The organism is Levilactobacillus andaensis, from assembly GCF_016861695.1.
Classification (GTDB): domain Bacteria; phylum Bacillota; class Bacilli; order Lactobacillales; family Lactobacillaceae; genus Levilactobacillus; species Levilactobacillus andaensis.
Genome location: NZ_BOLP01000023.1, coordinates 1 through 24,482, shown reverse-complemented (window position 1 = coordinate 24,482; position 24,482 = coordinate 1). Strand labels below are relative to the sequence as shown.

27 protein-coding genes and 2 pseudogenes are annotated in these 24,482 nt (G+C 40.7%); 10 read left to right on the top strand and 19 right to left on the bottom strand.

All coding sequences use genetic code 11. From position 1 onward, the window contains the following. The 3 genes and pseudogenes from JUF10_RS13340 to JUF10_RS13330 form a co-directional block, all read left to right on the top strand. A pseudogene (locus JUF10_RS13340) lies at window positions 1-512 on the top strand (hypothetical protein); the annotation flags it as partial. Continuing rightward, the gene (locus tag JUF10_RS13335; protein WP_125574589.1) at window positions 505-1,077 is read left to right on the top strand and encodes a helix-turn-helix domain-containing protein; all 573 of its coding nucleotides are present in this window, start codon (window positions 505-507) and stop codon (window positions 1,075-1,077) included. The pseudogene JUF10_RS13340 and the gene JUF10_RS13335, both read left to right, overlap by 8 nt. Continuing rightward, on the top strand, window positions 1,065-1,265 hold the full coding sequence (locus JUF10_RS13330) for a hypothetical protein (protein WP_020090466.1): 201 nt from the start codon (window positions 1,065-1,067) through the stop codon (window positions 1,263-1,265). Before JUF10_RS13335 ends, JUF10_RS13330 begins: the two co-directional genes overlap by 13 nt. 42 nt (window positions 1,266-1,307) lie before the next feature. On the opposite strand, the gene JUF10_RS13325 is transcribed toward JUF10_RS13330, so the two are convergent. The 3 genes from JUF10_RS13325 to JUF10_RS13315 all read right to left on the bottom strand — a co-directional run bounded on the left by JUF10_RS13325 (window position 1,308) and on the right by JUF10_RS13315 (window position 3,573). Beyond that, a complete protein-coding gene (locus tag JUF10_RS13325; RefSeq protein WP_002831210.1) occupies window positions 1,308-2,642 on the bottom strand; it encodes a dihydrolipoyl dehydrogenase family protein in 1,335 nt (444 codons plus the stop codon). A 152-nt stretch (window positions 2,643-2,794) separates the two neighbouring features. Next, entirely contained in the window at window positions 2,795-3,274 is a 480-nt protein-coding gene (locus JUF10_RS13320; RefSeq protein ID WP_323670464.1) for an MFS transporter, read from the bottom strand. 65 nt (window positions 3,275-3,339) lie between these two features. Beyond that, complete coding sequence (locus tag JUF10_RS13315) at window positions 3,340-3,573, bottom strand: hypothetical protein (protein WP_010013316.1); 234 nt, start codon at window positions 3,571-3,573, stop codon at window positions 3,340-3,342. 329 nt (window positions 3,574-3,902) lie between these two features. On the opposite strand from JUF10_RS13315, the gene JUF10_RS13310 reads away from it, so the two are divergent. The 7 genes and pseudogenes from JUF10_RS13310 to nrdF all read left to right on the top strand — a co-directional run bounded on the left by JUF10_RS13310 (window position 3,903) and on the right by nrdF (window position 11,046). Next, window positions 3,903-4,457: a recombinase family protein gene (locus JUF10_RS13310; RefSeq protein WP_020923829.1), complete on the top strand. Its 555-nt coding sequence runs from the start codon at window positions 3,903-3,905 to the stop codon at window positions 4,455-4,457. 578 nt (window positions 4,458-5,035) lie between these two features. Beyond that, window positions 5,036-5,654 (top strand): annotated as a pseudogene (locus tag JUF10_RS13305) (HD domain-containing protein). Window positions 5,655-5,779: 125 nt separating this feature from the next. Continuing rightward, window positions 5,780-5,869: a putative holin-like toxin gene (locus JUF10_RS14275; RefSeq protein WP_473808269.1), complete on the top strand. Its 90-nt coding sequence runs from the start codon at window positions 5,780-5,782 to the stop codon at window positions 5,867-5,869. 545 nt (window positions 5,870-6,414) lie between these two features. After that, window positions 6,415-6,873 (top strand): class Ib ribonucleoside-diphosphate reductase assembly flavoprotein NrdI, encoded by a 459-nt coding sequence (gene nrdI / locus JUF10_RS13300; RefSeq protein ID WP_071665479.1) that lies wholly within the window; start codon window positions 6,415-6,417, stop codon window positions 6,871-6,873. A gap of 27 nt (window positions 6,874-6,900) precedes the next feature. Further along, window positions 6,901-9,048 carry a class 1b ribonucleoside-diphosphate reductase subunit alpha gene (nrdE, locus tag JUF10_RS13295; protein WP_029508458.1) on the top strand — a complete coding sequence of 716 codons (2,148 nt, stop codon included), beginning with the start codon at window positions 6,901-6,903 and terminating at the stop codon, window positions 9,046-9,048. A gap of 106 nt (window positions 9,049-9,154) precedes the next feature. After that, a complete protein-coding gene (locus JUF10_RS13290) occupies window positions 9,155-10,081 on the top strand; it encodes a ribonucleotide-diphosphate reductase subunit beta (protein WP_010623241.1) in 927 nt (308 codons plus the stop codon). A 14-nt stretch (window positions 10,082-10,095) separates the two neighbouring features. Next, window positions 10,096-11,046 carry a class 1b ribonucleoside-diphosphate reductase subunit beta gene (gene nrdF, locus JUF10_RS13285; RefSeq protein ID WP_020923860.1) on the top strand — a complete coding sequence of 317 codons (951 nt, stop codon included), beginning with the start codon at window positions 10,096-10,098 and terminating at the stop codon, window positions 11,044-11,046. Window positions 11,047-11,349: 303 nt separating this feature from the next. Here nrdF and JUF10_RS13280 read toward each other — a convergent pair whose 3' ends face one another. The 16 genes from JUF10_RS13280 to JUF10_RS13205 form a co-directional block, all read right to left on the bottom strand. Next, entirely contained in the window at window positions 11,350-11,937 is a 588-nt protein-coding gene (locus JUF10_RS13280) for a recombinase family protein (RefSeq protein ID WP_203643094.1), read from the bottom strand. Window positions 11,938-12,191: 254 nt separating this feature from the next. Beyond that, window positions 12,192-12,443 (bottom strand): transposase, encoded by a 252-nt coding sequence (locus tag JUF10_RS14165; protein WP_089109983.1) that lies wholly within the window; start codon window positions 12,441-12,443, stop codon window positions 12,192-12,194. 821 nt (window positions 12,444-13,264) lie between these two features. After that, complete coding sequence (locus JUF10_RS13270) at window positions 13,265-13,972, bottom strand: putative immunity/bacteriocin fusion bifunctional protein (protein WP_034529865.1); 708 nt, start codon at window positions 13,970-13,972, stop codon at window positions 13,265-13,267. A 32-nt stretch (window positions 13,973-14,004) separates the two neighbouring features. Next, on the bottom strand, window positions 14,005-14,430 hold the full coding sequence (locus JUF10_RS13265; protein ID WP_034529862.1) for a thioredoxin family protein: 426 nt from the start codon (window positions 14,428-14,430) through the stop codon (window positions 14,005-14,007). Window positions 14,431-14,479: 49 nt separating this feature from the next. Beyond that, a complete protein-coding gene (locus tag JUF10_RS13260; protein WP_057784760.1) occupies window positions 14,480-14,818 on the bottom strand; it encodes a hypothetical protein in 339 nt (112 codons plus the stop codon). A 23-nt stretch (window positions 14,819-14,841) separates the two neighbouring features. Then, the gene (locus tag JUF10_RS13255) at window positions 14,842-16,353 is read right to left on the bottom strand and encodes a VirD4-like conjugal transfer protein, CD1115 family (protein WP_125688717.1); all 1,512 of its coding nucleotides are present in this window, start codon (window positions 16,351-16,353) and stop codon (window positions 14,842-14,844) included. A 1-nt stretch (window position 16,354) separates the two neighbouring features. Beyond that, the gene (locus tag JUF10_RS13250; RefSeq protein ID WP_057784762.1) at window positions 16,355-16,825 is read right to left on the bottom strand and encodes a hypothetical protein; all 471 of its coding nucleotides are present in this window, start codon (window positions 16,823-16,825) and stop codon (window positions 16,355-16,357) included. Then, entirely contained in the window at window positions 16,826-17,194 is a 369-nt protein-coding gene (locus JUF10_RS13245; RefSeq protein WP_125688719.1) for a thioredoxin family protein, read from the bottom strand. Next, on the bottom strand, window positions 17,181-17,798 hold the full coding sequence (locus JUF10_RS13240; RefSeq protein WP_125688721.1) for a hypothetical protein: 618 nt from the start codon (window positions 17,796-17,798) through the stop codon (window positions 17,181-17,183). Before JUF10_RS13240 ends, JUF10_RS13245 begins: the two co-directional genes overlap by 14 nt. A gap of 13 nt (window positions 17,799-17,811) precedes the next feature. Further along, entirely contained in the window at window positions 17,812-18,969 is a 1,158-nt protein-coding gene (locus tag JUF10_RS13235; RefSeq protein ID WP_125688723.1) for a phage tail tip lysozyme, read from the bottom strand. Beyond that, window positions 18,970-20,388, bottom strand: a complete 1,419-nt coding sequence (locus tag JUF10_RS13230; RefSeq protein ID WP_125688725.1) for a type VII secretion protein EssB/YukC — start codon at window positions 20,386-20,388, stop codon at window positions 18,970-18,972. Then, window positions 20,381-22,399, bottom strand: coding sequence for a VirB4 family type IV secretion system protein (locus tag JUF10_RS13225; RefSeq protein WP_125688727.1), 2,019 nt, complete (start codon window positions 22,397-22,399; stop codon window positions 20,381-20,383). Before JUF10_RS13225 ends, JUF10_RS13230 begins: the two co-directional genes overlap by 8 nt. An 11-nt stretch (window positions 22,400-22,410) precedes the next feature. Next, window positions 22,411-23,070 (bottom strand): TrsD/TraD family conjugative transfer protein, encoded by a 660-nt coding sequence (gene trsD / locus JUF10_RS13220; RefSeq protein ID WP_125694899.1) that lies wholly within the window; start codon window positions 23,068-23,070, stop codon window positions 22,411-22,413. Then, window positions 23,039-23,401 carry a conjugal transfer protein gene (locus JUF10_RS13215; RefSeq protein ID WP_125694901.1) on the bottom strand — a complete coding sequence of 121 codons (363 nt, stop codon included), beginning with the start codon at window positions 23,399-23,401 and terminating at the stop codon, window positions 23,039-23,041. The genes trsD and JUF10_RS13215 overlap by 32 nt, the downstream gene beginning before the upstream one ends. A 20-nt stretch (window positions 23,402-23,421) precedes the next feature. After that, window positions 23,422-23,757, bottom strand: coding sequence for a CagC family type IV secretion system protein (locus JUF10_RS13210; RefSeq protein ID WP_125688734.1), 336 nt, complete (start codon window positions 23,755-23,757; stop codon window positions 23,422-23,424). A 1-nt stretch (window position 23,758) separates the two neighbouring features. Continuing rightward, on the bottom strand, window positions 23,759-24,370 hold the full coding sequence (locus JUF10_RS13205; protein ID WP_203643093.1) for a hypothetical protein: 612 nt from the start codon (window positions 24,368-24,370) through the stop codon (window positions 23,759-23,761). Window positions 24,371-24,482: the final 112 nt, after the last annotated feature.

The window sequence follows — 24,482 nt, the reverse complement described above, 5'->3', positions numbered from 1 at the left end:
ATGGGTTTGTGGTAAACACCATTTTAAAGGAAGCTGATCTTTTTTGTCCGAACAGCGTTCGGATTAATTTTACAATCTACCAATTACTAGATATGCCCAAAAGTTACTGGAATAGTCCCTCTAACGTCGATAAATTTGTTATAAAACCCATTAAAGAAGAATTAACTCCTTTGTTTAGAGGATTAACGGTTAGAAAAAAATATGGTAAAGGGCGTGGGAAACCAGTTATTGGCTATTCGTTTACCTGGAAACCCGAAAAGAAAGATGCCAATGATTTCTCACAAGGCCAATTACAAGATGAGCGTCAAAAGCTTTTTAATATTCAGCATAATGGTGAATTAACAGAGCAGGAAAAATGGCGCGCCATTGACAAGGTTAAAGGGTTAACTTTAGGCTCTACTGAGAAACAAGCATTGGCTGATAAACAGGCCGAGCACGATAAAAAAATAAGAGATCAAGCAAGACAAGAAGCACTTGCTGAACTCCGAAAGGGGTTTGGAAATAATGCCTAAAACAATTAGAGAACTTGCTGATGAATTGGGCGTTTCAAAGCAGGCTATATGGCAAAAGATAAAAAGAGATGCGTCAATCGATTTACGTCAATTTACATCAACAAAAGGTAATACTGTTTACGTTGATGTTGATGGGCAAAAAGCTATTAAAGCAATGTTCTCAAACAATTCGTCAACAAGATACCGTCAACAAAAAGATGATGTTGACGACAACAAAAAAGATGCGGTTGATGGACAAGATGAAGTGAAATTCCTTCGAAATTTAGTATCAGAAATTCAATCTGAAAAGAAAGAGTTACATAAGTTACTAGATCAGCAACAAAGATTGGCCTTACAGGACAAACAACTGCTCGAAGAATACAAAGCAGAAAACGACAGATTAAAAGTTCTCAAAATGCCCTCACAGGAAACAGAATTCAAACACTTAGACAATCAATATAAAGATGAAGTGAACGGGAACGCTCTTAAAGAGAAGTTGGAAAATTTGCAGGAACAAATCAAAGTTCAAAAAAGGATAGAAGAACAAGAAAAACCAAGAAAATGGTGGGGACTATGGCGAAAATAGATGATTCAGTTAAATTGACATCATTTAAAGGTAATTTATATGATGTGATGAAGTTAATCTTAGCTAAACGTGGGGTAAGTGTAGGACGAGCACGTAATCCTTTACCACATGTAGAAGATGATGAAATGGATCATGTTGAGGTAGTACGGCAACATATTGATGATGCAATTGCTGAATTTACTAAATAATAAAAAAACGCCGAGTCTCCTTAAAAGAGGCTCAGCGTTTTTTTAAATCTGTGACCAGACGTCCGCTCCCAAAGTAGGGAAGAGAGGTACGATGCGGCCTAGTTGTTCAGCTGTATATTGAAACTCAATTGCTGGTAATAAAACGTTAATTGCATCGGCAGCATGTTCACTAACTTCAGCTGCTCCTACAAGATGATGGTCTTGATCGTAAATCAAGGTGTTATCACCAATTGTTTCCTTATCAACTTGGCGGAACCATCCGTCAGGAAGATGATTAGTTTTAATGGTGTAATCAGGATTTTGCTGAGCTTCTTCGACGCTCATACCAACCTGTGCGATTTGTGGTGAGGTAAAGACAATGGTTGGGATGGGCGGATAGTTGATTGCGTCAGTAGTCTTTCCTGTGAAAAGTTGGGTTAAATAACTAGATTCAAAGATCGCAGTCGGGGTGAGCTTAGGCTGTTCTTTATCAAGCACATCACCAGAAGCATAGATGTTATCAATGTTAGTTTGAAGATGATCGTTAACTTCGATCCCGTTAGCATTGTAACTAACGCCTACTTCGTCTAATCCGATGTTTTCGATGTTAGGAATTCGTCCGGTAGCATCCAAAATCCAGTCGGTGGTGAGGGTTTCGTGATCGTTATAAGACACGGTAAAATGAGAACCGTCTTCCTCAAAACGATCCACCTGAGCGTTGTAAATGAACTTCACCCCTCGTTTTTCGAGGTCGGCAATGACTTGTTTTACGTAATCTTGATTAAATTTGCGCAACGCCCGATTATGGCGTAAAAGTACAGTGACGTTCGCGCCGGCAGCATTGGCAATCGTGGCAAATTCCATGCCGATATAGCCCGCGCCAATAATTACGATATTTTCAGGAAGCTGTTTGAGGTTCATAAAATCGGTACTGTCATGCGTAAGTTCTGAGCCCATAACATCTAGATGGTGGGGACGTAGCCCCGTTGCAATCACGATTTTGTCAGCGGTGTAGCGCTGTTGATCCACTTCGATGGTGTGAGCATCAACAAATTTTCCACGACCGTGAATAATTTCGATGTCAACAGAGTCGAGTAAACCAGTAATCATGTCCGGCAAGCCGTCGATGACTTCGTGTTCATGTTCTACATTGGCAGTCCAATCCAGCTTTAAGTCACCATTTACAATGCCATCAAGGCGTTCTTGGTGGCGTAAAAGTTGAACCGGGTTGTCCAGCGTAATTTTCGCGTTGCATCCACGGTTTGGACAAGTTCCCCCGATTTTGTCCGCTTCGATAATGGCGACTTTTTTACCACTATTAGCTAGTGGAACCGCCCCGTCGAAGGCACCATGCCCCGCGCCTAAGTACAAAACATCAAATTGATAACTTTCAGTCATTTAATTACCTCCATCCTAAATTTAGGTGAATAAATAATTACCATTGTTGGCACGAGCATAGCAGAGGATAGGTGCGAGTTGCAAGCGATTGCAACTGAAGAGAACAAAAAGCAATCCTTAACTTTAAATAAGGATTGCTAAAAAATATCTTACTAACGTTTTAATGATTTAATCGATAGCATTGAAATACCACCAATCAAGGAAAAAATAAATGAAACAATAAAAATTCCAGAATAACCAAAAAGACTTATGACGGCAGCGGCTAAAACGGGTGCGATAGCTTGTGTAATTGTATTACCTAAGTTGTAAACACCTAAGAAAAATGCAACACGATTTTGATCGGGGATAACTTTTAAGTTTAATAAATTATCAAGTGCGTTCCATAAGCCCATTCCTAAACCGGCAGCTAAGGCGTAAAGAATAATACCAGTATTATTTCTTAAGAAGAACAGGGAGAGACCTGCAATTGCTAATAAGATAGTTGAGAGACCTACTGGTAATTTCAGTATTTTAAATTTATTAGATAGTGGCCCAGCGACTAATCCCATCAAAATGCCAAAAATAAGCATAATCATGTTAACAAGTTGGATAGAAGATTGAGTTTGATTACCACGATGAAGAAAGTCGGTCATTATATATAAAATGTATCCTGTAATTGCAAAGTTTCCAACTCCCTGAAACATTTTTCCTATAAGAGCTAGGTAGTAGTCGCGCCAATTTGCCAAGAAGGAAAAATTAACTTTACATTTTTTAAAGAAAACTTTTCTTTCTTTTTAGTTGAGGTTTCATCTAAATTAGAAGGCTCATGGACAATCAAAGTTGCAATTAATACGCCAGCAAATGTGAATATACCAAAGACTATAAATCCTAGTCGAAACTGGCTAAGGAACAAAGCACCGATAACGTTAAATCCGTTATTACCTAAAGCCATGCCTAGACCACCATAAGCAGAAGAAGCAGTCCCCTTTCCATCTTCAGGTGCAAAGGATAATCCAGATTTAAAAAGCCAAGAGCTAAAAAAGCCCAACAAACTTTACAACAATAATCGTAAAAAGCGCCTAGAAATAGGCTTTTTTTCATGTTTCGACGTTTGAGAAACGCATTCTAAGTCCAGTTTTTATTAATAAATGGGTTAATGTCCGCTAAATGAATATATAAACTGCGTCATAACTTAACAGTTGTGGCCTCTTTTTTGATACTGTATAATTAAAGGGTTAGAACCGTGCCATTACTTAATGACATAAGTAAGGAGATAAAAAGATGAAATATGGCTATGCGCGGGTCAGTACCACTGATCAAAAATTAGCAAATCAAATTGAGTTACTAAAATTGGCAGGAGCAGAAAAAATCTTTCAAGAAAAGTTTACCGGCACAACTACTGAACGACCGGAGTTTCAAAAACTGTTGCGCGTTCTAAAAACAGGCGATACTTTGATTGTTACTAAGTTGGATCGGTTTGCACGGAACACGCGCGAGGCCTTAGCCATTATCCAAGAGTTGTTTAAAGAAAATGTCAAAGTCAACATTTTGAATATGGGCTTAATTGACAATACGCCGACTGGCCAATTAGTCTTTACAATATTTAGCGCCTTTGCGCAGTTTGAACGCGATATGATTGTCACGCGCACACAAGAAGGTAAATTGTATGCCAAGCAACATGATCCGTTGTTTCGGGAAGGGCGACCGAAAACGTATTCTGATGAACAGATCAGATTTGCTTATGAGTTGCGAAAACAAGGTATGACTTATAAGATGATTGAACGAAAGACGGGGATTAGTAAACGCACGCAACAGCGAAGGTTTAAGTCGATTTAAAAATAGGTGTTTTAAGAATTGAATGTTTAATTAATCACGTACGACGGGGATTGCCGCTTTATTAAACAGTTGTGAGAGAAATTTATTTAGGGATTTTAAGCACTATTTATACCTGTTGTGCTATTGAGGTTAGTTGTGATAAGGATTAATTTGTACTACAAAAGGCCTACTCAATTGTTAGTTGAGCAGGCCTTTTGCGGGTATTTTGATTAGAGCTATTAACCCTATGCTAATTATAAGGCTTAGCTTTCAAATGGAACATACTATTATCCAAATTATGATTTGTTAAGGTGGTGTTGTCATAGTTACTGAATTGAATCAATTGGGCAGAAACAAGAAAAATTTAACTAAGACCATGGACACCATTCAAAATTAAGGGAACGTCATCCTAAATCTATTGCCAATGGCGGGAATTGTTGATTTTTATTTATGCCAACTCGTGACCACATCTTATCATTGGATGGTATGAATGATGTTGACAGAAAAACTAGCATTAGAGGCCTCCTTATTATATATAGTAAAGGATACTAAACGAAATAGATTAAATATAGTATATAAAATCATTTTCTAAAGAAAATATGGCCTTTGATCCAACTGGGCATGATTTTCTTCATGCCCAAAGAGTGGCTAAGCTAGCTCAAAAAAAATATATAGAAGATTTTAAAAAAATGAAACTGATATTGGTCTGTATGTTGTGAAAGCAGCTAGCTATTTGCATGACACCATAGACTAAAAAGTCACTGCAGATAGAATAGACTGAGAGGAGTACGAATTATACTTAGCCATGAGAATATTACAACTCCGGCTAGAGAAGACATTTTAGATATTATCCAACATATGTCATATGCTGACAACATTGAACACCATTATCAGCTTTCTAACGAAGGTAAATGCGTTCAGGACGCTGATAGACTTGATGCACTAGGTGCAATCGGCATAGCACGTGCATTTGCTTACGGCGGGCACGCTGGACAGGAAATATATGATTCCAAAATATCAGTGAAGAAAATCAAAACACACGATGATTATCGCCATCACAAAAGTACAACCATCAATCACTTTTATGAAAAGCTGCTGAAATTAGCAAGTTCAATGAATACCAGAACGGGAAAGCAAGAAGCCAGTCGTCGAACAAAGTATATGCGTGATTTCTTATCTGAATTCCAAATGGAAACAGGTGTAAAAGATGAAACATAATGAGCATCTATTAGATAAATCGTATTTCGAAAAAGTCGCTGCACTTTTTAATAAAGGACAGTCTGATCCCCTGCTAGGTGAGGCCATGTGAACATATAATAATCTTCAGGAAGGTTTCACAGCCAATGAGCGCCTTCCAGACACGCTCGTTGATATTGCTGTTTGGCCCGTTTTTAATCGTGCTCCTCAGCTATATCGACAAGCACCCCAAATAAAAACCCGCCCTGCGTAACTTTGGTCGGTTACAAGGCGACAATGTATTTTGTAATCTAGACCACCGCCTTTAAAGCGGCTTGTCTGAGAAGCTCCGTTCACGCAGGGCTTCTTTTTCTTCCCCGCATTATAGCATGCCTTTAATTATCCTTCGACTATTTTAAATTAACTTTCTAATAGTTCTAGGGGACGCACGTTTTTTTGTACTAAAACAAAGGTAAAAACTAGTAGACATAATCAAAATATTTTTTGATCATGAACCGTACAGTGTGCTCTTCTCAATTGATAACAAGGCCTTTGGTGCAAACTGTGAGCTGGGTCCTGGGAGCTTGCTTCCACTCATTAAAAGTCCCGTTTATCGTCTCTTAGTGCAGCTTAAAATACCAACGGTGGGCCCATTTTAGCCACCTCGCATGAATCTTTATATTCAACACAATTTGTAGATCAATCAGATCGTCCACCAATTTGCATAGACACCACATATAGTGCTATTATAATTGCCTAACCACTATATATAGAAAAAGGACGATGATTAGTTACGGAAACCATAAATATTCTCTACATCAGTTTGAGTGGCAACACGAAATATTTTATTAGCAGACTGACAACATACTTTGAGAAAGAACGTCATGTTCGGGTTAGTTCAATTAATGTTAAAGAACACCCTGAATTCACCACTCTTGACCAGCCGTTTGTTACCTTCCTACCAGCCTTTCTTAAAGGTGGTAATGGGGTTAATAACGGTTATACTGAAATATTAACCACTATTTTGGGAGATTACCTCGCGTACGAAGGCAATTACCAGCATTGCTACGGTATTATCGGTAGCGGTAATCGTAATTTTAATAAGCAGTTTGCACTCACGGCTAAACAATATGCTAAACGCTTCGATTTTCCTTACATTACCGATTTTGAGCTACGTGGCACCGCACACGACATTCCTCGCATTGCCGATGCCATCTTAACCTATCGCAATCAATTTTGTTTTCAAACAACGAAGGAGTAATCCCTAATGGTAACTAGCACCCCAGAAATGGAAAATACCTATTTTTACTTAAATAACCTCGTAAATATCCCAAGCAACGGAGAAATTCCGCTACATTATGATCAAGAAGCCCTAAAGGCTTATTTCGAAGAGACAGTTAAACCGAAGACCAAGCAATTTGATTCGTTAAATGCCAAGTTAAATTACTTGGTTGACGAAGATTATATCGATCCAAGTATCCTGGAACAATACTCTCACAAGTTTGTGCAGTCCTTGTTCGACCAAATGAGAGACCATCACTTTCGTTTTCGCAGCTTTCTCGGTGCCTACAAGTTCTACACACAATATGCCATGAAAACTAATGATGGCCAGCAATTTTTGGAAGACTTTGTCGATCGCGTCGTCTTCAATGCCCTCTATCTCGCTAATGGTGATGAACAACTTGCCAATGACGTTGCCGATGAATTGATTTCACAACGTTATCAGCCTGCCACCCCCACGTTTCTCAACGCGGGTAAAAAACGGCGCGGTGAAATGGTATCATGTTTTTTAATCGATGTGGCCGACTCCATGCTCTCAATTGGACGCGGCGTTAATTCTGCCCTTCAACTATCTCGAATCGGTGGGGGCGTCGGCGTTAACCTGTCAAACTTGCGCGCCTCAGGTGATCCTATTAAGCAGATTTCTAACGCCTCGTCTGGCGTTGTACCAGTGATGAAGTTACTTGAAGACTCATTTAGCTACAGTAACCAACTTGGGCAACGGAACGGCGCCGGAGTGGTTTATCTCAACGTCTTCCATCCTGACATCTTACATTTTCTGGATACCAAAAAGGAAAATGCGGACGAAAAAATTCGGGTGAAGACCTTGTCCCTCGGTTTGATTGTTCCTGATAAATATTATGAATTACTCAAGACTAACGAACCAATGTATCTTTTTAGCCCCTATGATGTCGAACGTGAATATCGTACGCCATTTGCTTACATCGATATCACCAAAGAATATAACAACATGGTCGCTAACCCCAATATTAAGAAGTCAGTTTTTAACGCGCGGAAACTAGAACAAAAGATTTCTCAACTCCAACAAGAATCTGGTTATCCTTACATCTTGAACATTGATACGGCCAACCAAACTAACCCTGTCGATGGCAAAATTATTATGAGTAACCTTTGTAGTGAGATCTTACAGCCTCAAGAACCGTCAAAACTTGATGATGACCTATCGTACAAGACAATTGGCACCGATATTTCATGTAATCTCGGATCAACTAATATCATGAATATGATTGACTCGCCGGACTTCGGTCACTCAGTTGAGGTTGCTGTTCGTGCGCTCACCCTCGTAACTGACACAACCGACGTTAAGGAAGTACCGACTGTTAAACATGGTAACGAACTTTACCACACGATTGGATTAGGGGCTATGGGTCTGCATACTGCCCTTGCACGCCACCAAATTGAGTATGGCTCACCAGAGGCCCTTGAATTTACTGATGCCTACTTCCTAGCTTTAAACTACTATTCACTCGTTACGAGCAATCGAATTGCCCGTGAACGCCACGAAACCTTCGCTAAATTTGACCAATCAAAGTACGCTGATGGCAGTTACTTCGATCAATACTTGAACGCAGACTTTAAATTTAAGAGTACCAAAGTTGCAAAAATCTTCAAAAATATTAAATTACCATCTGTTACAGATTGGAAGGCACTCAAGCAAGCTGTGATTACTGGCGGCCTTTATCATCGTAATAGACTCGCTGTGGCACCGAACGGGTCAATTTCGTACGTCAATGAAACAAGTGCATCACTTCATCCAATCACACAATTAGTAGAACAACGTCAGGAAAATAAGGTAGGCTCAATCTTCTATCCAGCACCTTACCTGTCTAACGAAACTTTGCCTTACTACACACCCGCATATGATATTGATCAACGAAAAATTATTGACACCTATGCCGTAGCTCAAAAGCACATTGATCAAGGCATGAGTCTGACACTATTTATGCGTTCAGTTTTGAAACCTGACCTTTACGAGTGGAAGGACAATAACAATTTAAAGATGACAACCCGAGACCTTAACCGGTTACGGAATTACGCCTGGACAAAAGGCATTAAGTCACTTTATTACATTCGAACGTTTACAGAAGACGATGAAATTAAAACGGCAAATGAATGTGAATCATGCATGATCTAGGAAATTCACTTGGGGTCTTATTGTCCGTTTAACACACCGGCATACGTTATTGGGTCACAAGACCCATATACCCATGAATCCTAATTAAGGAGACGAACAAATAACGATGGACTACTTATACTACAAAGCAATTAACTGGGATGATATTAAAGATAATTTCGATAAATACATGTGGGAACGACTCACCACTAACTTTTGGTTGGACATTCGGATTCCCATCACGAATGATCAAACGGCTTGGCAACAGCTATCAGATACTCAACAACAGGCCATTACTCGTATGTTGGCAGGTACATCAATGTTAGCCGTCTACCAATCAGAAGTTGGCACCCCTGCTATTCGCCACGATCGGCGAACTCAACAAGAAGAATCCGTATTAAACACCATTACCTTTATGAAATCAGTCCATGCCAAAAGCTGTACGACCATTTTCCGGGCTCTGATTCCGGGTAACGGCGGTGAAAGTTTTACTTGGGCAGATGATAATGCCAATCTGCAAGCTGAAATTGACCAACTAGCCCAAATGAGCACTAGCGATATGGCCTTACAGAAAAAAGCCCTTTTTATTCTGACTGAAACTGGGCTCTCGTTTGGTAAATACTGGACAATACTTCAAACACAGGCTCTCGTCAATACTTACCAAATGTTGGCTAATATTCTCCGCGGTAGCGCTCTTTTTAGTGCTTATATTGGTTACAAATTTCGCCTCAGATTTGAAGAACTCACTGTAAGTGATCAAACCGAACTGCAGTATTGGATTAATACACAGTTTGATCAACTCATGCAAACTGAAAAAGACTTCTTAGAAGCTAACCTTGACGATGCCACCGAAGCCATCAATCTGGCCTCCTATGGTGCCAATCATGCATTAATGTCACTTGGCTTTAACGCTGTCTACGAAGTTCAACCGTCTTCACTAGTGGCGCAACTCAAAGAACTGATGATTGATCAAAATCAATTTTTGCAACAGGTAACGGCTGCAAACAATGAATCGGACACTGAAAAAATGACCGATGACGACTACGACTTTTAAGGAGTATTCAACTAATGAGCTATAAAACAATTAATTGGGACATCATCGAAGACGAACTTGACGAATATGTATGGGATAAAGCAACGGCACAATACTGGCTGGATACGCGAGTACCTGTTTCTAATGATTTACGGGACTGGCGGACACTCTCTGGCACCGAAAAATCGGTTATCAATCGGGTTGTGGGTGGATTAGCCTTGCTGGACACACTCCAATCTGAAGAAGGAGTCGACGTGATGCGGCCCGACGTTCGGACACGAAAAGAAGCAGCAGTCCTCAATGACTTTTTGATGATGGAGTCAATTCATGCCAAAAGCTACGGCACTATTTTGACATCTTTGAACGATCAAGCCACTGTTGACGAAGTATTCAAATGGATGAACAATAATCCCAGAATGCAATACAAAGCCAAACGGATCAATGATATTTATCAAACGGGAAACAACCTTGAAAAGAAAGTTGCAAGCGTCTTTCTTGAAGGAATTTTGTACTACACCAACTTTTTTACCCCACTTTGGTACCGTGGTAACAATAAGCTGGCAAATCTTTCTGAAGTTATCAAACTGGTGATCCGCGATGAATCTGTTCATGGTACCTACCTCGGCTACAAATTTCAATTGGGATATAACGAGCTATCGGCGACTGAACAAAAAACATTCAAAAAGTGGATGGATGAGTTGCTCGACGATCTCCTTGAGAACGAGTTTGCGTTCACCGAAGAAGTTTACGCGCCGATTGGGTTAGCGGAAGACGTTAAACAATTCGTTCACTACAACGCCAACAAGGCGCTCCAAAATATGGGCTTTGAATCCCGCTTCCCCAATGCTGAGATTAAAGATATCAACCCAATCGTAATGAACGGAATTTCAACCGAAACGGCCAATCATGATTTCTTTTCACAAGTTGGTGCTGGCTATCTAATGGGTAATGCTGAAGCTATGAGTAGCGGCGACTATGACTTCTAACATAGGCTTCTAGGCATAATTAAAATTAAAAAAGGCTAATATCTACAGGAAATATTAAAGTAAAGCCCCCTGAGTTGTACTAGTCCCTGTCAAGTTGTCATTTGAAATAATATAAGTTTTGCTTTGCTTAAACGGCCTCATTCCAGTATTCCTCTGGGGTGAGGTCGTTTCTTGCTGGTGAACGATCTAGTTGATTAAAATAGTTGATGCCTTCTTCGACCAAGGCCACTAATTTAATTAGACTTATTAAGTAAAGAAAATAGGGACCCTTTCAGTTAACATGTGCTAACCAAAAGGGGGGCCCTATTTTCTTTTAATACCGTATTTCACACGGTATCGAATAAAGGTCGTCCGTTTAATACCTGTATTACGGGCAACATCGACATCACTCATGCCTGCCTCGTAAAGCTTAAAAGCATGTTGCAAGCGGGGATCGTCTTGGGTGTATTGGGGTTTGCGCCCATGATATTTACCCTGCTGCTTAGCTAAGGCAATCCCTTGCTGCTGGCGCTCAATGATTCGCTTACGTTCACTTTCGGCCTGATACTTATAGAGTTCAATAATCAAGTTGGTCATCAGTTGACGTAAATTTGGGTCAGCAATCCCTGTCATGGACGGCAAATTTAACACATCTAGGGTGGCACCCTTATTTTGAATGGTGTTCATGATCTTAGTTAAATCCAGGTTGTTTCTGCCTAAGCGATCTAATTCAGTGACCATTACAATATCACCCTCACGAATATAGGCCAGCATTTTTTGCAGTTCTGGCCGATTAGTGTTAGCCCCACTTAATTTATCCGTAAATAATTTATCAACGTCTTTTAAAGCCGCTAACTGTCGATCTAAATGTTGCTCCTTGGAACTCACACGCGCATAACCGATTTTAGCCATTTCCAGTTCTCCTTTTGGACAGTTCTAATGAACATTTGTAATTCCTAGTATAGCGCAGAAATAAAAAAGACCAATAGGGTATACCCTAATGGCCTTTTCTAAAAGCTGTTTCAGATCTTTGTCTTCCAGACTTCTTTTTGAGGGCCTGTGGGCTTTATAGCGATAGTAATGCGCTCTTGAAACCCCGATGACTCGCCACATCTTAGTTACCTGGTAATTTTGGCTTTCTTGTTGGATATAATCAAAGATATCGGTTATCTCTGCGCAAGGAAGCCGAGGGCTTTTTTTAGGATTTCGTTCTCCTCAGACAGGGAAGCCAGCCGCTTTTCCATCGCTTTAATTTCGTCTGGCGATTTACCGGATTGAGTTTTGGCTTGGCCCTGGATCCACTTATGAACTGTTGAATAGCCAATGCCATATTCTCTGGCCAGTTGGGCGGCTGATTCGCCTTGTTTATATAGGTTGATGATGTTTTGTTTGAATTCTTTGTCGTAACGAGTTGGCATGTAAAAATTCCTTCCTTTTGAGAGACGATTTATTCATTATACGCTCTCTTAAAAGTTGTCTCAGGAATCAGCTTACATCCAACTTGAAAAGAGTACCTTACAACGGACAATTACCATTATTGTTATGGTGATGGGGATTATCACGCTGCTGGCGACCTTGGGGCTATTAATGTGGGTTATTGTACCGATGGTGCTGCACGGATCCGGCCTTAAGTCGATTTGGGACACTTGGCACCCTGAATTAACGGGTTGGGGCGCCGTTAGATGTATTGGGGCGATACTTACTAGCTTTTTGGTGATTTGTATCGAGCTGTTAGTGATCGGATTGCCAACCGTGATTGCGATTAAAATAATGGAATTTGTTGATAAATCGGATAGATAGGAAAACGCATAGCAAGACATTCAAATATTGGGTATTTTTTCAAAGCACGCAGGTAAACTTTAAAAGTTAACATAGTTCCAATGTAGACTTTTATCTTGCGGACAATGTAAAAGTCTACATTGGAACTTTTTTATAAATCATCTTTAATTTCTTGAAGTGTAGCATTAGAACTTGTAATTTATCTTTAGATAGGTTTTATTTATCAATGAGAATTACCTTTCTTAATTCGATATACAAGGATCCAGAAAGGTAATGCAATTAGAACAGTGCCAATTAACGGAATAAATGAATATAAAACAGCTGCGCATGTATAGTTATTTTGATAAATAACAAAATATAATAGAGCACCTGCAGAAACAATTATTCCCGAAATGGGTAAACTTTTAGTCGTGTAAAAGAGTAAATTTTTCTCATATTTTTTCATAAAAATTGCCTCTTATTAATGATTCATTGCACATGCACCTTCTGATGCAGCGCCACACACGACAGCGCAAGCTAAACCTGCGATGCCATTTACGGCAGCCCAAACTGCACAATAGGAACCACAAGCTAACACACCAGCCATACCGCATGAAAATTCTTTGCCATGAAATTTAAAATGCTTTGTCTTTTTTTTCGCCAGAATATTAATTTGATTCAGTTCATTGTTTGAGGCGGAAAATTCGGTTTTTGGTGATGTGCTCTTAGTAGTACCTTGCTCAGCAGAGAAGCTTACAACCTTATTATTGCTCTTATCAACAACCGTTTGAGTTAATATTGTAGTATTTTTGTCATTATTTTTGTAAACATTATAAACAACATCCGTTGATATAGAAGGATCTACTGAGGATGTTGCACGATAATTATATGGTGTGACTGCGTCTTGGTCATTGGTATAACCACGTTTTTTTATATTATTTAAATAGTTATTTATTTTCTCACTTTTATTTAAATTAGAAACATCTTGCTGTGCATTGCTTGAGCTCAAAGACGAAACCTTTGCACTCAAGTTTGAATATTTAAGCTCTGTATTTAAATTATGGTAATAAGATCCAACTCTAGTTTTAGCCGAACCATTAATTGGGAATAAGAACGAGCCAAGTAATACAGTAACTGAGCACATTAGTAGTCCGATAAATATTTTTTTAAAATGTTTTGCCTTACTCATAATCAACAACTCCTCTAATTTTTAAGGAACCCTTATTGTAAGAACTTGTCTACTACTGAAATTTTGGATTCTCCAACTAAACGTGTAACCTCATGGGTGCCATTGTATTTTATTAAAGTTGGTATAGCATTTACATGCAGTCCCTTTAATTTTTTATAGCTAGAATTAGGTTCGTTAGCTAAATCGACTTTAAAGATTTCCTTGTTAGGATGCTTAGCAATAGCTTGTCGGTAAATCTTTTTCATTTTTTGACAATGAATGCAGTATCTAGAAGCATAGAGGACATACGTTATCTTTCTTTTCTTTTGTTTGAGCAATTTTAATGCGGTGGTTAATTTTACATTCACCACTTTTCCTTCTGACTTTGCGAGCACTGTACTTGGAAGTAAAAACATGAGGCTGATTCCTATTACGAACAAGCAAAAACTGCTTAAAACTGTTATTTTTCGTTTTTTCATAAAAAGCCTCCTCAACACATAAAATCGATGTTAAAACAATCAATATATGCTACATGATCATAATATCACAATTAATTTTGTTTGCCATTTTAAATAAGCGAGTCTCTTGTTTTCCAGAAACGCTATTCTTACCAATAAATTTTATTTGTTCATTTCTGCCACTGTTAGTTAGCTCGTACGTGTAAACTTCACTAAACCCAGCCTCGGTTAGCGTTAGATTGCTTTTAGTAAACTTGGCAGTTGCGGCTAAACCATCACCTTTGCTAGAGTCAAACGTCCATTGATGACTCTGGAGATCTTGTGCAGTTGACTTTCCACAAGCAGTTAGGCCAACCGCAATCAGCAATACTGTCATTACAGCGATTATATATTTCCTATATGATTTCATAAGTTACTCTCCCTCTATAATCCTTATCCCAGCATTTTCTTATGTCTAGTCTCTAATTCTTGATCGATGTTGTCCTGCAATTTGTCTTCCTCATCATCAGTTGTCTGATCGGCTTTTTTGGCTTGGTGCTGTGCTTTAACTGTCTGATTCCACTTATCTACCTTGTTTTTAAAATTAGTTTCTTGACTGGCTTCTGGTTGGCCTTGATACTCGTTCTGTGACAAGTTAACCAAATGATCGGCGCCAGGAAATAGTTTAAATTGGAACGCTTTTGTAGCTTTGACCGGCCGCGCATTACTAAAGATTAATAAACTCCGATCTTCGGGCATACGCATGATTTCGTCGGGCGTCATGAGCGAACGGCTCGTATAGCTGTAACTATCGCTTTTGCTATGGCTCTCTTCGTTGCTATGACTGGTACTCTCACTTCCCGTTTCGACTTTAACGGTTGATTTACCTAACAAATCACTAAAGTATTTAGCGGTCACGTCGTTAGCCGCATTCAAGCAGATTTTAACGGCGTGATTCCCTAAGATACTTTCGGCTTTATCCTTGCCGTACAAGGCTTGCAGCTGGGTTAAGGTCTGGCAAATGGTCGTCACACCAATACCGTACCCCCGGCAAGTTGCCAGGAACTCTTCATACTTCGGAAACTTCCCTAAATTAACAAATTCATCAAGGATAAAATCGACTTGATGGGGTAATTTAGCGTGATGATCGGCAGCTAATTTGTATAATTCATCAAACAATTGTGAGAAAAACAGATTGATGAAGCTTTCGTAAGTGTTATCCATCACCGGAATAATCACGTATAGGACAACCTTAGTATTGCCAATCTCTTTTAAATCAAAATCTGAAAAGCTGGTAAAGTCGGCCACTTCTTGATCGACAAACTTCGAAATGGTTGCCAGCAAGCTCTCAATAATACTGGCTTTCATTTCCCCTTTCGCCTTTTTAAAACCTAATTCATAAGCACGTCTCGCTGGATCGGACATTTTCAAATCCAGGAACAAGGTATCTAACGGACTATCTGTGCCCTTTTCTTCGGCTTCCACATCATTTTCCTGTAAGACTTGGGTTACGCCCGCCAAGTTCCGTTGCTCTGGCGACCGGTGGTTCATGACAAACAGAATTAGTGCCTTCAAAAGTTGCCGTTGGGTACTGAACCACACGTCTTTCTTACCTTCCGCATTCTCACTTTGGACGATCTTAGTGGCGACGGTTTCGGCTTGAATATCCCGTTGAATATAATCAAAGGGATTATAGCGGTCACTGTGCGTCATGTTGGCAAAGTTGACGACATGCACTTGATAACCTTGGGCTAACTTAACCCCGGCCGTTTTTTCGTATAATTCACCTTTCGGATCGGTGACGACAATACTGTTCTCCGTTTCGTTAAACAGGTTGGTAATCACGACTGATTGGGTCTTATACGAACCGGGACCCCCGACCACAAAAATATTCCGGTTGGGTTTGGTTGAGTTGTTCTGATAAACAGCCTGCTTATCCACGATTCCTAAAATTGTGCCATTCATGTTAATCTGCCCCCTTCGATGATTTCTCACGGTCGACTAATGATTTGAGAACTGCTGCCTTGGTACTGTTGTTAAACGCTGTTGTCAGGTCTTTGGCATTGATACTAAAGTAATGGTTACTCAATTCTTTTAGATCACCCCAGGTCGCACTCCCGTGAGTTTCAGTGTCCGCAGTTTCCCACGCTTTATGTTTGCTGTTTCGTTTCAAAGCAAAATAGATGGTGTATAGGATCACGGCGACACTGACAATAATTAGTACCGGGTTCTTTTGGCCTAAATATAAGTTGTAATAGTGCCAAGGGTGTAAAGCTAATTGTTTTAATACGGTTGGCATATGATCCGCAAAGGTTAGCTTATAACGGGACAAGGCCATGACAGAGCCAGCTAAAATCTCCGCTAAATACAAGCCAATGATTAGCGTTAGTAAATACGGCCAGCTTGCTTTAATGGCATTTAAGAGTTTACTTTTCATCTAATCACCTACGATCTGTTTAATCTTTTGTTGGTTGGTTCCGGTGTACCGTTGCTTGCAATGGATCAAGGTTGGCACCGACGTTAGTTGATACTTCTGAATGTAATGGCGATTCTGCGGCTGATTCATGTTGATAAACACAATGTTATGACTAATTGCGTTGTGCCAATAGATTCGGTGAAAAATGGATTGACAATCCGGGCAATCATCGCGATAGAAGAACAACACTTTTTTAGGGTGCTTAGCTAACGTCACGATTGATCGCTGTTTTTCCACGTGATTCACGTATTGATGATTAGCAAAGCTACTAACGGCTAAAACCACCACGATTACCGCTAGGACTTTGCTAACCCGTTTAATTAAGGTCACTGGCTTTAAAGCTACTACCTAAATTTTGTACCGCGGTGATTCGATTCGTGGTGGTATCGAAGGTCACCTGGTAAAGTACCGTCGCCTTTTGCCAGTCGTTGTCGCCACTCTTACTTTGGTAACTAACAACCGCCAAGCCTTTCATGTTTTGCCCCTGCTTACTTTGTGTATACAGATTCAGTTGGTTTAACTTGGCTGAAACACTATTGCTATCGCCATAAGTCCCTTTATTGGAAAAGTATTGCTGATATAACTTGTCGGAAATCAAGTTTTTAACGCCATCTTTACGCTGACCGTAGGTCTTGGGCTTAAAGTTATTCATGACATCAAAGAACTTGGTGACCACCGTATTAAAGCTAAGTTCAGCCGAACTTTTGTCTTTATTATTTTGGTAGGTCTTATAACTGTCAATTTGGGTGCTCAATAACTGCTTTTGTTGGTTGGTTTTAGCCAATTGCTGACTAACTTGTCGCTTCTGTTGTTGTATGCGCGTGATCTGCTGTTGCGCCTGTTTAACTTGGCTATGTTGATAGGCATTCGCCCCTAATGACAGAACTAAGATCAAGCTACCAATCGCAACACTTAAAACCATGCTCCGCTTCATTTATTTATCCTCCTTACTTCTTGATCGGCCGGGCTAACGTCACATCACTACCACTTAGTAAGCTATAAAAGGCGGTGCCAAAGGTGCTTTCATTAATCTTGTCACCTGTCCCACCTTGCTCAATAATCTTGGTGGCTTTGCCTTGCCATTTGCCTAACAGAATGGCCGTATGGCCGTTGTTTCCCGCGCCGGCGCCTTGATTGACAATCACAATATCGCCGGCTTTCGCGTCATTTTCACTGATTTGTTTAAGATATTGATGACTGCCTTTGGCGTCACTGGCCATTGTGCCGGTAAACCAACCCATGTTGGCCGGTACCTTGTAACCAGCCTTATTCAAGGCTAACCAGACAAAGCCGGAACAATCCGTGCCACCAGTTTTATTGGGATTCTTTAAATCGCTACCTAGATCAAGACTGGGGTGCGTTTGCACATAGTAGAAGTCCCCCTTCATGCTTTCCGCGTTTTTGACGATACTACCGCCGGAGTAACTCGGATCACTGCTACAACCAAGTTGGTTAATGTCGCCGGTACTAGCATTATCGAGCGTATTACTAGATACTGGATCACTGGCACCAAACACTGAATACCAGTGATCGGCATAGCCGTATCTTTGGCTTAGATACCATTGTTCCGGGTTTTTGCTCATACCCTCGAAATCCATCAACCAGTCCTTGGTCGCTTTGTGCACGTCCGTGTATTTGAATATCTTCTTATTTGACGCATAGTAACTACTGTTCAATTCTTGGTCGAGATAATCTAATTGCACTCCGAGATTTGTGGCTGGTTTGTTTTCTTTGTGAGCTAAGTCTTCCAGTTTATCTTTTCGGCCATCTAACCATTGGGCTAAGCCCGTGGCACCGGAACTTGAATTAACAGATTGTGGATCAAGCCGACTTTCTAGTTGTAACACCCCCAAAATACCGGCGGCCGCTTGTGGGGTTGCGCCATACTTCTGTTTCCAATGCGCATAGATATTTTTAGCATTGGACGTCATGTCCTTGCTATCGAGCTGGGTCTGGGTTGCGGTAGTCGAATCATCGCAGCTGTTTTCTTGCAATTGACCAGTGACTGCCGCAATTAGCAAGATGATTAGCAGAATGGCGCCGCCCACAATATAAGCAATCAACTTCCACTTCTTTTTCTTATATTCAAACGACAGTACCTGCATTTAATCACCCACTTTTTGCTTGGCTTGATCGACCTGTTTTTGCGCTGCTGATTGATCGCTTTGCGCATTCTTTAAGTCCGACTTAGCCGAATCCACCTTCTTGTCTTTATCCTTATCTTTGCCGCCGTCAATCTTGTTGGCGTCGTCTAATTTCTTTTGCGCATCGCTAACTTCGTTCTTAGCGGAATTGAGGCTTAACAGCGCTTTTAAATACTTAGCTTTAGGACTGTTTACGCCGGCTAACTTGGTTTGGACGGTCTGGGCGTCTTGCGTATCGTTATGGGCTACAAAAGCTTGTCCGATTCTCAATAGCACGTCTCCATTAGTGGCAAAGGATAATTGGTTATTCAACGTATTGGTATCGTAGTTGACGATGGCCTTTTCTAGCGATAATTGGTCTTTTTGTTTACTTGTTGCACTGCTTGGTAACTGCCAATCGGCCACTTGGCTACTATCTTGGTTGGCATAAGCCGTGTTGACAACCTTGTTTAACTGACTTGGATCAACCTTTAAGGCTTGCTGGTATTGTTTATGCTTTAGGAATGTTTGGGCTTGCTTGTTTGAACTGTATCCGGCCTTTTTCATGGCTTTTTGGGCTTCTGACCACTTCTGATCATTTAAAGCCGTTTGAATTTTCCCGCTATATCTTAATCGCGTGACCTGGGCTTGATTCTGATTAGCTAGGCTCTGATACTTCCGTTCATCATTTTTGTGAACTAAACCGATAGCAACCACAGCCACAATCGCAATCCCAGTCACACTTAACCAAAAACGTTGCTTGTTTTTCTGCTGGTTCTGTTCAACTGCTTGCCATTCGTGGTAACTGACAAAATCCTCAATGCCGTTAACCACTTCTTTTAATTCGGCTAACGACGTGGCTTTAGCCACTTGTTGTAAATACTCGTCAGGGTGTTTGGCTAGGGCTTCTTTAGGGTTGCTCAATAGCCGTTCATATGGCGTCCCCGTTAAACAAAATAGGATTAAAGCCTTGTACTTAGCTAAGTTGCTGTGCTTATCATCATAAGGCATGAGTTCATTGGCGCGATAAGCGTACCAAACGTGTTGCATTGGGTAATACCATAGATTGGCTGGGTTCAACGCAATATGGTATTGACTATCCGTGACCACGTCCTGGCTCATGATTTCATTAGCAATCGCTGACCGGATCGCCTTATTTTCATGGGGTAATTCCTTTAGTGATTTGACCTTATCTGGCAAGGTATAAGTCAAAACGACCTTCTGGTCTTGCTCAACCACGTTAACCAACTGCAAGAAATTGGGATCAACTTGCTTTAATTCGTTTAGCTCACTTAATTGGTCGTATCGAAATTGATTGTGATTGAGTTCAAGGATTAACTTGTTCCCTTGTCGTTTGAACGTGCCAACCTCAATATTCAATAGCTGGTTTGCTTTACTCATTTAAAGTCCCTCCTTCCTCTTCGGTGGTAGTCAAGGCGTCAATTTCACTTGGTGTCAGGATCACACGCTTTTGATAATCCGGTTGTCCGGTGGTCTCACGGTTGTATTTTTCTTGGTAAGCTTCTGGGTCGATTAACCGCAATTCTTCTTCGGTTAGCTCCACCCGCATAAAAGCGCGTTGGCTACCATAGATCATCAGGGCTTCACCTTGTCTACGGCGTTCTAGTAACTTCTTTTCCTTATCCGAGAACGTCATGCGTAGTTTCGTAATCACATCATCAACGCCTTTACCGTCAAGGCCAAAGAACACTTTGGTATAGGAGTTCCCGATGATGGCTTCACCAATATTTTGACCGGTGTCCGTTGTGCCTTCGATCACATCTTGAATTTGCTGCGTTCCGGCAATCGCCCCGGCATTGTATTTTCTAAACCGTTTGTAGGCTTGATGGAAAAAGGTGGCAGCCGCTTTGTGTAAGGTTAAAAAGTGAAATTCATCAACAAACAATTTCTTGCGGCTATGCCGATCTTTGGTGATTTCGTCCCACAAATACTGGAAGGTATTCAGATAAGCCGCTGATTGGACTTCCTGTTCACTTTGTAGTGGTTTTAGATCAAAAGAAATGATCTTCCCCTTTAGGTTTACGTTGGTATGCCCGTCAAATAGGCTGTTAGAACCATGGGTATAACTGCCTAAGATGTAGTAAAAGTCTTTTACCCGACTAAATTTATCAGCGTCCTTATCAGCCAGTTTTTCCAACTCGTCATAGACATTCGACAAAGTCGGCCATTGATCGTCTTTAACCTCTTTTAAGCGGCTATATTTCAAAACGCCACTGTTGACGTAAGCTTGTTTAACGACATCATCAAGGATTGCCAGCTCAACTTGGGTAATCCCGGTTTTAAGGACTTCAAATAATCCCTTTAATCGCTGGATTTTATCTTTGACTAGTAAATCAAGGTTTGTGACCGTTTCATCGGCGCTTAAGATTTCCTCGGAAAAGATTTGTAGCGGGTTAATTTTGTACTTCGCATTAGAAGTTAAGTGCAAGACTGCCCCACCCAATGCTTCAACAATCTTGGTATATTCATTTTCCGGATCAATAATGTAGATTTGATAGTCTTGAATGGCATAGCGTAAGATTTTCTGGATCATATAGGTCGTCTTGCCGACCCCGGAAGTTCCGATAATCACTTGATTTTGGTTCAGGGTCTTGTTGCGGTCCAACATATCCACGGCAATTAAACTGTTAGTGTCTTTGTTAACTCCTTCAATATCGCTCCTGGGCTTTAAGTCCAAAATCTCGGCGTCATCAAAGGGAAACATACTGCTGGCTACTTCGGTATTACTTTCTTTATAGGTGTAATCCCCCATCAGGTTCTCGTTAATTGGCATGGTTGACCAAAAAGCTTGGAAGGTGGCCTTAACAGGCACGAGGGGCTTCATTTGTAGCTTAATCAGCGTATTTTTAACGTTTTCGGTTAAGTCATCTAATTCCGCTAAACTGTTGGCCCGCAGATAAATGAGCATATGTTGGTACACAAATGTGGTAGAATTATCGAGGTATTTATCTAGTTGCATGTTGGCTGAATCAATATAATTTTGCAGAATCTTCTTTTTATACGGGTCGAACGTATTGAGCTTCTGCGCTTCCTTATTTTGAATCGTCTTCTTGTAATAGGTAATCATTGAATTGTTACTGGCGCTGTCGATATATTGCACAATATCGATAACGCCTTTTTTGCGCTTCAATTCTGACAACCAGTTGCCGTACACTCGTTTGGGATAGTCAGCAATCGCTAACACTCGAATAAAGTTCTCACCCGATTGAACATAGGTGGGGTACTGTTCCCAGCTGAACGGGAATAGTGAATGCAAGCTATCGCGATCAATCAGCTTGGTAAAGTCTTCAACCTCCAGTTTGGGCTTACTACCCGTTTGGCCGCTGTTGCCTTGATTACTTTCTTTTTTAGTTGGCATAAATAAATCAATGACCTTATCACCAAAACTCATGCTGTTGCCTCCTATCCATTAAAATTGATCAAGTTCTTTAAAATCTCTTGGACTTCCTGACTAGTCAAAACTTTGGCCGTCACATCAAAGTCCGTTAACGCATTTTCAATATCCCGTTTAACCTGTTCGATCTTTTCGTCTAAATGAGTGACCGCTAGGTTTAAGCTCTTAACACTTTTGTCCTTAATTGGCACCTTAACGATTAGCAGATGTTGCTTCGTCGTCATGTTTTTGGATTCCTGGACTTTAGTAAAGTGGTCCAAATAACTGGCAATTAATTGAATTTTGAACTGTTGCTCGGGGTGATCTTTTTGTAGTGCGAGATACCGCCTTTTGAGACCATTGAGATAAGCCGTCATATTGACAGGTATTGTTGGTTCTAAGAACTGTAATGTGTCATCAACGCCTTCACCTAAGGTACTCATGAGAAACGCGCCATAGTCCTCAAAAACGTCCTGTTGTTCGGTTTCATTAAGTAGATCAAGGTTGATCCCACTAACTTCCAAAATGCCAACGAGATTACCCGTTTTGGTAACTTCGTAATTACCATACATACCCACCACCAAGCTCATGTCATCAATGGTCTCTTTGCCACCATTGATTTTAGGCGGTTGGTAATCCCAGTCGAGTTCCGCTGATTTATTGGCGATTTTGCTCTTCTTCAAACGCATTTAGTTCACCTCGCTTCTTCGGTTGTAAATAAAACAGTTTCTGACCATTGGCATAGCGACGTTTCAACTTAAAGTTATCCCGCACTTTAATATTCTTCCGCGCCGCAACTGGCCTAATTGTTAAAATAGCCATGACAATCGTCATGGCTAAGACAACAATCACTATTTTTATCAGGACTAAAATCAACCCATAGGGTGGGATCGCAATAAAAATTAAGCCCACTAGTCCTGCCAGTCCCGCTATGCCAAAATCCTTCAAGGTGTAGTCTTTCCAGATCCCGTAATCTTTATCAACGTTTTCTGGGAAGATAAATTCTTTTCCTTTCTTCATTTGGCAGGCTCCTTTTTAAATTAAGTGAATAGACTGTAAACCCAAGGTAATAGCCAGATAATTGCAGCTGCTAGGGCAACTAAGCCGGCAACTCGTCCAACCGCATGATAGACTTCGGACTTTTCTCGCGGATCGTCTGCGTCAGGCATTCTTTTGATAATAATAAATAGTGCGACACAAATCCCGACTAAAACGACCAACCCGGTTAAAATACCTTGAATCGTCTTCCCAGCGCTGGTTAGCTTACTTTTAACTTCGCCACCGTCTGCGGCAAAGACGACCTGAGCGTTCATCAATCCCAAGTAAATTGTGGTGGCTCCAGTAGTTGCTAACGCTTTTACTTTGTTGAACTTCATGTTATTCCTCCTTTCCGTCTTCCTGTGACCGTAATTGAACCGATTCTGCCTGCGTTTCTTCTGGCCCACGCTGATAGAATTTATCCAATTGTTCCTCGGCAATTTGCTGGCTTGGTAATGGGTCAGTAGCTAAATTAACGCGGCCATTTTCACTCGTGGCTAAGTAATACTCCTTTTCTGACTGACTTAGCTCTTGGGTCTCTAAGACATGCACATTATGTTCATAACGGCCTAAGGCGTTATCAACTTCTAAGCCATAGAAGCCTAAGAAACCTTCTAAGAAGCTCTCACCAAAAAAGGTCATTTCGTTTTTGATCTGCTTATATTGATGGGTCGGTTTATCACTTACCAACTTTTCGGTCTTTTTAGCATTTTGACTGTCTTGATGGCGATTAAACCAGCCCCTAAGTTTTAATGGCGGAGTTTTTAGCTGACGTTTAACCGTCTTCTTAATCATTGCTCGGCGAACTTCATCGATTGGCTGACCATCTTGATCTAAAATTGCTTGTAGCTGTTTTTGATCGGTTAATTTTTGATCATCATCGACTACAATCGCCTTTTGATCATCATGAACTAACTTGCCATTAATGCCTTGCCAGCTTTCTGCTTTCATTGGATCACCTCCTCAAAAAAAGCGCGTTAGGGACGCTAAACAACTAGCTTTCCCCTAACCCGCCCGGTAAAATGGATTGTTAGGAGGGTGACACCTAGAATCGTAACTTCCA

Bases quoted from the DNA above. Each gene is read 5' to 3' on its own strand.
- JUF10_RS13250 (WP_057784762.1), bottom strand. From the start codon at position 16,825: ATGAAAAGTAAACTCTTAAATGCCATTAAAGCAAGCTGGCCGTATTTA.
- JUF10_RS13265 (WP_034529862.1), bottom strand. From the start codon at position 14,430: ATGAAAAAACGAAAAATAACAGTTTTAAGCAGTTTTTGCTTGTTCGTA.
- JUF10_RS13225 (WP_125688727.1), bottom strand. From the start codon at position 22,399: ATGAGTTTTGGTGATAAGGTCATTGATTTATTTATGCCAACTAAAAAA.
- JUF10_RS13230 (WP_125688725.1), bottom strand. From the start codon at position 20,388: ATGAGTAAAGCAAACCAGCTATTGAATATTGAGGTTGGCACGTTCAAA.
- JUF10_RS13255 (WP_125688717.1), bottom strand. From the start codon at position 16,353: ATGAATGGCACAATTTTAGGAATCGTGGATAAGCAGGCTGTTTATCAG.
- JUF10_RS13205 (WP_203643093.1), bottom strand. From the start codon at position 24,370: ATGAAAGCAGAAAGCTGGCAAGGCATTAATGGCAAGTTAGTTCATGAT.
- JUF10_RS13280 (WP_203643094.1), bottom strand. From the start codon at position 11,937: ATGGCTAAAATCGGTTATGCGCGTGTGAGTTCCAAGGAGCAACATTTA.
- JUF10_RS13215 (WP_125694901.1), bottom strand. From the start codon at position 23,401: ATGAAGAAAGGAAAAGAATTTATCTTCCCAGAAAACGTTGATAAAGAT.
- trsD (WP_125694899.1), bottom strand. From the start codon at position 23,070: ATGCGTTTGAAGAAGAGCAAAATCGCCAATAAATCAGCGGAACTCGAC.
- JUF10_RS13315 (WP_010013316.1), bottom strand. From the start codon at position 3,573: ATGGCTTTAGGTAATAACGGATTTAACGTTATCGGTGCTTTGTTCCTT.
- nrdE (WP_029508458.1), top strand. From the start codon at position 6,901: ATGGAAAATACCTATTTTTACTTAAATAACCTCGTAAATATCCCAAGC.
- JUF10_RS13290 (WP_010623241.1), top strand. From the start codon at position 9,155: ATGGACTACTTATACTACAAAGCAATTAACTGGGATGATATTAAAGAT.
- JUF10_RS13240 (WP_125688721.1), bottom strand. From the start codon at position 17,798: ATGAAGCGGAGCATGGTTTTAAGTGTTGCGATTGGTAGCTTGATCTTA.
- JUF10_RS13310 (WP_020923829.1), top strand. From the start codon at position 3,903: ATGAAATATGGCTATGCGCGGGTCAGTACCACTGATCAAAAATTAGCA.
- JUF10_RS13210 (WP_125688734.1), bottom strand. From the start codon at position 23,757: ATGAAGTTCAACAAAGTAAAAGCGTTAGCAACTACTGGAGCCACCACA.
- nrdF (WP_020923860.1), top strand. From the start codon at position 10,096: ATGAGCTATAAAACAATTAATTGGGACATCATCGAAGACGAACTTGAC.
- JUF10_RS13235 (WP_125688723.1), bottom strand. From the start codon at position 18,969: ATGCAGGTACTGTCGTTTGAATATAAGAAAAAGAAGTGGAAGTTGATT.
- JUF10_RS13260 (WP_057784760.1), bottom strand. From the start codon at position 14,818: ATGAAATCATATAGGAAATATATAATCGCTGTAATGACAGTATTGCTG.
- JUF10_RS13330 (WP_020090466.1), top strand. From the start codon at position 1,065: ATGGCGAAAATAGATGATTCAGTTAAATTGACATCATTTAAAGGTAAT.
- JUF10_RS13325 (WP_002831210.1), bottom strand. From the start codon at position 2,642: ATGACTGAAAGTTATCAATTTGATGTTTTGTACTTAGGCGCGGGGCAT.
- JUF10_RS13270 (WP_034529865.1), bottom strand. From the start codon at position 13,972: ATGAGTAAGGCAAAACATTTTAAAAAAATATTTATCGGACTACTAATG.
- JUF10_RS14275 (WP_473808269.1), top strand. From the start codon at position 5,780: ATGAGCGCCTTCCAGACACGCTCGTTGATATTGCTGTTTGGCCCGTTT.
- JUF10_RS13320 (WP_323670464.1), bottom strand. From the start codon at position 3,274: ATGACCGACTTTCTTCATCGTGGTAATCAAACTCAATCTTCTATCCAA.
- JUF10_RS14165 (WP_089109983.1), bottom strand. From the start codon at position 12,443: ATGCCAACTCGTTACGACAAAGAATTCAAACAAAACATCATCAACCTA.
- JUF10_RS13335 (WP_125574589.1), top strand. From the start codon at position 505: ATGCCTAAAACAATTAGAGAACTTGCTGATGAATTGGGCGTTTCAAAG.